The following is a 6,001-nucleotide window of genomic DNA, read 5'->3' on the forward strand; positions in this document are numbered from 1 at the left end:
CCGGACCGTCGACCGGGGGAACGAAGGAGACGAAGGACCATGACGCTTCCGACCGGCACCAGGGCCGCCGTGCTGTACGCCCACGGCGAGCCGCTGGTGATCGAGGAGCTGCCGCTGCCCGAGCGGATCGAACCGGGCGCCGCCCTGGTGCGCGTCGACTGCGCCACGCTGTGCGCGACCGACGTCCACCTGTGGAGCGGGGCGATGTCGCTGCCCGGGATGCTGCCGCTGGTCCTCGGCCACGAGATGACCGGCACCGTCGTCGCGGTGGGGGAGGGCACCGTGGACGCGCTCGGCCGCCCGGTCGCGGTGGGCCGCCGGATCGGCTGGTCCGAGTCCACCTGCGGCTTCTGCCACGGCTGCACCGTGCTGCGCACCCCGGTCGCCTGCGAGGACCGCGGCTACGGCTTCCGCCAGCGGGCCGACCGCTACCCGTACGCCACCGCCGGGCTCGCCGAGTACAACTACGTCGTCCCGAACGCGCAGAAGTACCTGCTGCCCGACGAGGTCGAGTCCACCTGGGCGGCCGCGGCCGGCTGCGCCGTCAAGACGGTGCTGCACGCCTTCGACCGGGCCGGCGGCACCCGCCCCGGCTCCTCGGTGGTGATCCAGGGCGCCGGCGCGCTCGGCATCGTCGCCACCGCCGTGGCCAAGGCGGGCGGCGCGGGACCGGTGATCACCATTGGGGCGCCGGACAGCCGCCTGGAACTCGCCGCCGAGTTCGGGGCGGACCTGACGCTGGGGCTGGCCGACGGCCCGGAGGCCCGGCGCGAGGCGGTGCTCGCCGCCACCGGCGGGCGCGGCGCCGACCTGGTGATCGACCTCGCCGGCGCGCCCGGCGTCGGCGCCGAAGCGGTGGACCTCGCCGCCTGGGGCGGGCGCTTCGTGGTCGTCGGCACCACCGGGCCGGCCCTCCAGGAGCTGCCGCTGGGCACCGTCATGGGCAAGGAGCTGACCGTGCTCGGCTCGCTCAACGGCGATGTCGGCGACTACCACCGGGCCGTGGAGTTCCTGGCCGCGTTCCGCTCGCACTTCGACTGGGACGCGCTGTTCAGCGCCCCGGTCGGCCTGGGCGGCGCGACCGGCGCCATCGAGGCGATGGCGCGCCTGGAGCAGACCAAGGCCGTCGTCCACCCCTGGCTGCCCTGACCCCGCTCCACCCCGCGCCGGCGGCCCCGTCCGCCGGCGCCCCGATCCGCCCGGCGCCCCGGGGCGTCCCCTCATGTCCCTGTGTCCCGCCCCGGGGCGCCGGGTGCCCCCTTCCGCACCCGCCCGCCCGTTCCCCTGAGCCACCCCCGACCCCCGTGAGGACCACCATGACCGTCGTCCCCCGCCGCCGGCTCGGCACCGCCGGACCCGAGGTGTCCGCCCTGTCCCTCGGCTCCTGGCACACCTACGACCGGATGGACTTCGGCGACGCCGTCGCCATGGTCCGCCACGCCGTGGACCTCGGCATCAACCTCTTCGACGTCGCCGTCTACGGCATCCCCGGCCACCCGCCGGTCTTCACCGACGTGCTGTTCTCCGCGATCGTGCGGGCCGGCGGCCTCGCCCGGACGGACTACCTGCTCTCCGCCAAGCTCTGGCTGGAGCCCTACCCGCAGCTGTCGCTGCGCGACCAGCTGGCCAACGCCCTCTTCCGGGCCGGCGTCGAGCACGCCGACCTCGCCGTGCTCGGCGACATCCGCCGCGACGACCTCGACCTGCGCGCGATCGCCGAGGAGCTCGCCGAGCTGGAGAAGGAGGGCCTGATCGGCTGCTGGGGCGTCAACAACTGGTCCGCCACCGCGATCCGCACCATCGGCGAGCACGCCCGCGCCGCCGGCTCGCCCGGCCCGCAGCTCGCCCAGCTGAAGTACAGCCCCTGCCGCCGCGCCATCCCCGACGGCGAGCCCTTCGCGGAGCTGTTCGCCGAGGGCCTCTCGCTCCAGGCCTCGGACATCCTGGAGGGCGGCATCCTGGCCGGCCGCACCAGCCCCGCGCGCGAGATCGGCCGCGACCCGGGCGGGATCCGCGACCGGATCACCGGGGCCGCCGGCGGGCTGGCCGCCGTCGCCGCCGACCTCGGCGCGACCCCCGCACAGCTCTGCGTGGCCTTCGCGCTCACCCACCCCGCCACCGCCACCGTGCTGTTCGGCGCCAGCCGGATGACGCAGCTGACCGACAACGTCGGCGCCCTGGCGCTGCTGGAGCGGGTCGGCGCCGAGCGCGTGCGCGAGCTGGTCGAGCCGTACTGGGCGGACCGCGGCGTCGTCTCCCCCGAGGGGCCCTGAGACCGTGGACCTCCCCGCCGACTCCCGCCCGGCCGGCTCCCGCCCCGCCGACTCCCGCCCCGCCGACCTCGTCCTCGTCGACGGCGACGTGCTCACCGTCGACGCCGGCTTCAGCACCGCCCAGGCCCTGGCCGTCCGCGACGGCGTCATCACCGCCGTCGGCAGCACCGCCGCCGTCCTCGCCCACGCCGGGCCCGCCACCACGGTGGTGGACCTGCGCGGACGCACCGTCCTGCCCGGCATCAACGACTCCCACCTGCACGGCCACGCCTGGGGCCTCAACCGCCCGCCGCTCGCCCTCGACCTCAACTTCCCCGTGGTCCGCTCGATCGCGGACATCGTGGCGGCCGTCGCCGCGGCCGCCCGCGCCGCCGCGCCGGGGGAGTGGATCGTCGGCCGAGGCTGGGACGTCGGCTACCTCGCCGAGTGCCGCGACGGCCGCCGGACGCTGCCCGACCGCGCCGACCTGGACGCCGCCGCCCCGGACAACCCGGTCTGCCTGACCGACTTCTCCGACCACATGGCCTGGGTCAACACGGCGGCCCTGCACGCGGCCGGCATCGGCCCCGCCACCCAGCCCCCGCCCGGCGGCACCATCGACACCGACCCCGCGGGCCACCCCACCGGCATCCTCCGCGAGGCCGCCCAGCGCGCCGTCCACGCCCACATCCCGCGCCCCGACGAGCGCCGCCGCCGCGCGGCGGTCACCGGCGCGATCAGCGCCCTGCACGCCCTCGGCACGACCAGCTACACCGAACCCGGCCTCGGCCCCGGCGGCGAGGGCATCATGGCCGGGGCGATGGGCACCGGCGCCCTGCACACCTACCTGGACCTCGCCCGCGCCGGCGACCTGCGGGCCCGGGTCAGCCTCCTGCTGCTGCCCTCCCCGATGGGCGGCGGCCTGCCCGACGTGCGGGCCGGGCTCGCCGAGCTGGCCGGCGTGCCGCTGGACGGCGTCGACCCGCGCCGGCTCGCCGTGCTCGGCGTCAAGCTCTTCGCCGACGGCGTGCCGCCCAACCGCACCGCCTGGATGCACGACGCGTACGAGGGCGGCGGCCACGGCGCCCTGTGCGTGCACGGCTCCGCGCCCGGGCTCCAGGCCGCCGAGCTCACCGCGATGATCGGCGCCGTGCACGCCGCCGGCCACCAGATCGGCGTCCACGTCACCGGCGACCGGGCGATCGACACGGTCGCCGACGCCTTCGCCGCCGCCCAGCGCACCCACCCGCGCGCCGACGCCCGGCACTACCTCATCCACGGCGACTTCGCGACCGAACGCAGCCTCGCCCTGCTCGCCGAGCACGGCTACGGGGTCAACATGAACCCGGCGATCAAGTGGACCATCTCCGACCTCATGGACGAGGTGGTCGGCGCCGAACGCTCCGGGCGGATGTGGCCGGTGCGCTCCGCCCTCGCGGCCGGCGTGCGGCTGTGCGCCAGCTCCGACGCGCCGATCACCGAACCGGACTGGCGGCAGGGCGTCGCCTCGATGCTGCTGCGCGAGTCCAAGGCGACCGGCCGCACCAGCGGACCGCAGGAGCGGGTCGGCCTCCCCGTGGCGGTGCGCGCCTACACCTCCGCCCCGGCCGTCCAGGACTTCGCCGAACAGTGGAAGGGCAGTCTCGAACCCGGCAAGGTCGCCGACCTGTGCGTCCTCGGCGGACGCCTCGCCGACACCTCCCCGCACGATCTGCCCGACCTCCCGATCGACCTCACCCTCTTCGACGGGCAGGTGGTGCACGGCACCCTGTGACCCCCGGTCCGGCCACCGCCCCCGGCCTGCCGGGGGCGGTCCGGATGTCCTCGAACTCCCCTTCCATGACCCGAAGGGCGGACTTTTCCGGATTCCCCGGGTGCGGCCGGACCTGGTGGGACATGATCGGCCCGTGCCGAGTGACAACATGGGTCCGAACACCGCGACTCTGCCCGCCTCGTGGACCACCTGGTGGTTCCGGCGCTGCGAGACGCACCTGCAGGCGGTCACCGTCGAACTGTCCTGGTGGGGCCACGACTTCCCGGACGGCCCCCCGGACGCCGAGGACGCCCTGATCCTCCTGCGCCGCACCGCGGCCTGCCTCCGGGACTCCGACCCCGACGCGCCGGGCGCCGAAACGGCCGCACTGCTGCTCCGCGCCACCGCCCCCCTGGAAGCCGCCGAGGCGTTCACCCGAACCCTCGCCCCCCGGCTCCTCCCGCTGGTCTCCCACCACTTCGGCACCGCCGCCCGCCACCTGGCGGCCGCCCGCGAACACCGCACCTCGGCCCGCCCGACCTGAGCCGTCCGCCGGTCGCGGGGTCAGCCGTGTTCCGCCGAGCCGGTGAGCCGGAGCTTGCGCTGGGCTCGCTGGTAGAAGGTGGTGTGGCCGAGCCGGACGACGCGGGCGGCGGCGGGCAGCATGGTGACCGCGACGCTGTCGCCCGGTACGACGTGGCCGACGAGGAGGCCGTCGGCCTCGACGGCGAGGTCGCCGCTGTGCGGCAGGACGTCCAGGTCGAGCCGCTCGCCGCTGGAGAGGAACACGGAGCGGTTGAACGCGGCGTGCGGGGCCACGGGGGTGACCAGCAGGCCCTCCGCGTTCGGGGAGACGATCGGGCCGCCGGCGGAGAAGCTGTACGCGGTGGAGCCGGTCGGCGTGGCGACGACGACGGCGTCGGCGGTGTAGGCCACGAAGGGCTCGCCCTGGACCCGTACGGCGACCGCCGCGGACTTGTGCCCCGGGCTGCGCAGGAGCACGACGTCGTTCAGCGCCGTCTCCTGGGCGTCCCCGAAGCGGGCGTGGACGCCGGAGCGGACCTCCACGGTGAACCGGTGGGCGTCGATGGCGTCCAGGGCGGCGGGCAGTTCCGGGATGTCGACCTCGGCGAGGAAGCCCAGCCGGCCGACGTTGACGCCCAGGACCGGCGCGTGGCCGCCGGCCGCGAGCCGCATGGCGCGCAGCATGGTGCCGTCCCCGCCGAGGCTGATCAGCAGGTCGGCGCTCGTGCTCATCTCCTCGGCCGAGACCGGAACGGCCTCGCAGCCGATCCGTGACACCTCCGCCGCGAGCCCCAGGACCTTGGTGCCCCGGGCGCGGCTCCAACGGATCACGGTCTCCACCGTGGGCGCGCAGGTGCGCTGGGGGTGGAGGACCAGCCCCACCGTGCCGATGAATCCCATCCTGGGCACCTCGATGTCGGCCGGGCCGCTGTTGCTCCTCCCAGTCTTGTGGCCGTGGCCGCCGTCCGCCAGAGGGGAGCCCGTGACCGGCGGGCGCGGCATCGTCTCCGTCCCCGGACGGGTCCCGGGCTCCTCGGGCCGATGGTCGGTCCCCGATGGATCGGAATTCACCGGAGGGCCGGAAAGCCGTTGCTTTCGATAATCCGTCAAACGTTCGAGTGGTGAGGAATTCGGGCTTCCGGTCGGACGGGGAGCGCCCGGTCGAGTGACGGGTGTGACTCCAGTGAATTTCGCTCGAATGATGGTCCGAGGTCCGACGGTTATTTCGGATGGGAATCGGACGTACGGATTCGGTGTGCGCAATGGCGAGATCTGGACCGGTGCGCTCGTCGGGTGATCGCATTTTGGCAGTTCCAGGCCTTGGGGCAGGAGAGCGCCGAGTGGCTTTGGGTGACTGCGGTGTCCTTTTATGGCGTCCGGCTGGCCGAAACCGGGTGCTTGCGGATCATCGATCGCCCGATTCAGAGTTCTGCTGCCTGCGCTCGCCCGTGCTAATCGACTCTGGACGTGA

General features: G+C 74.9%; 5 protein-coding genes. 4 read left to right on the plus strand and 1 reads right to left on the minus strand.

The window, feature by feature from the left end; translation table 11 throughout:
• The first annotated feature begins 39 nt into the window (after positions 1 to 39).
• The 4 genes from ACFC0B_RS04550 to ACFC0B_RS04565 all read left to right on the plus strand — a co-directional run bounded on the left by ACFC0B_RS04550 (position 40) and on the right by ACFC0B_RS04565 (position 4,549).
• A complete protein-coding gene (locus ACFC0B_RS04550) occupies positions 40 to 1,149 on the plus strand; it encodes a zinc-binding dehydrogenase (RefSeq protein ID WP_376082021.1) in 1,110 nt (369 codons plus the stop codon).
• Positions 1,150 to 1,316: 167 nt separating this feature from the next.
• Entirely contained in the window at positions 1,317 to 2,273 is a 957-nt protein-coding gene (locus ACFC0B_RS04555; protein ID WP_376082022.1) for an aldo/keto reductase, read from the plus strand.
• Between the two features lie 4 nt (positions 2,274 to 2,277).
• Complete coding sequence (locus ACFC0B_RS04560; RefSeq protein ID WP_376082025.1) at positions 2,278 to 4,026, plus strand: amidohydrolase; 1,749 nt, start codon at positions 2,278 to 2,280, stop codon at positions 4,024 to 4,026.
• Positions 4,027 to 4,159: 133 nt separating this feature from the next.
• The gene (locus ACFC0B_RS04565; protein WP_376082028.1) at positions 4,160 to 4,549 is read left to right on the plus strand and encodes a hypothetical protein; all 390 of its coding nucleotides are present in this window, start codon (positions 4,160 to 4,162) and stop codon (positions 4,547 to 4,549) included.
• A 20-nt stretch (positions 4,550 to 4,569) separates the two neighbouring features.
• On the opposite strand, the gene ACFC0B_RS04570 is transcribed toward ACFC0B_RS04565, so the two are convergent.
• Positions 4,570 to 5,430, minus strand: a complete 861-nt coding sequence (locus ACFC0B_RS04570) for an NAD(+)/NADH kinase (RefSeq protein ID WP_376082029.1) — start codon at positions 5,428 to 5,430, stop codon at positions 4,570 to 4,572.
• Positions 5,431 to 6,001 lie beyond the last annotated feature (571 nt).

Source organism: Kitasatospora sp. NPDC056184 (genome assembly GCF_042268405.1).
GTDB lineage: Bacteria > Actinomycetota > Actinomycetes > Streptomycetales > Streptomycetaceae > Kitasatospora.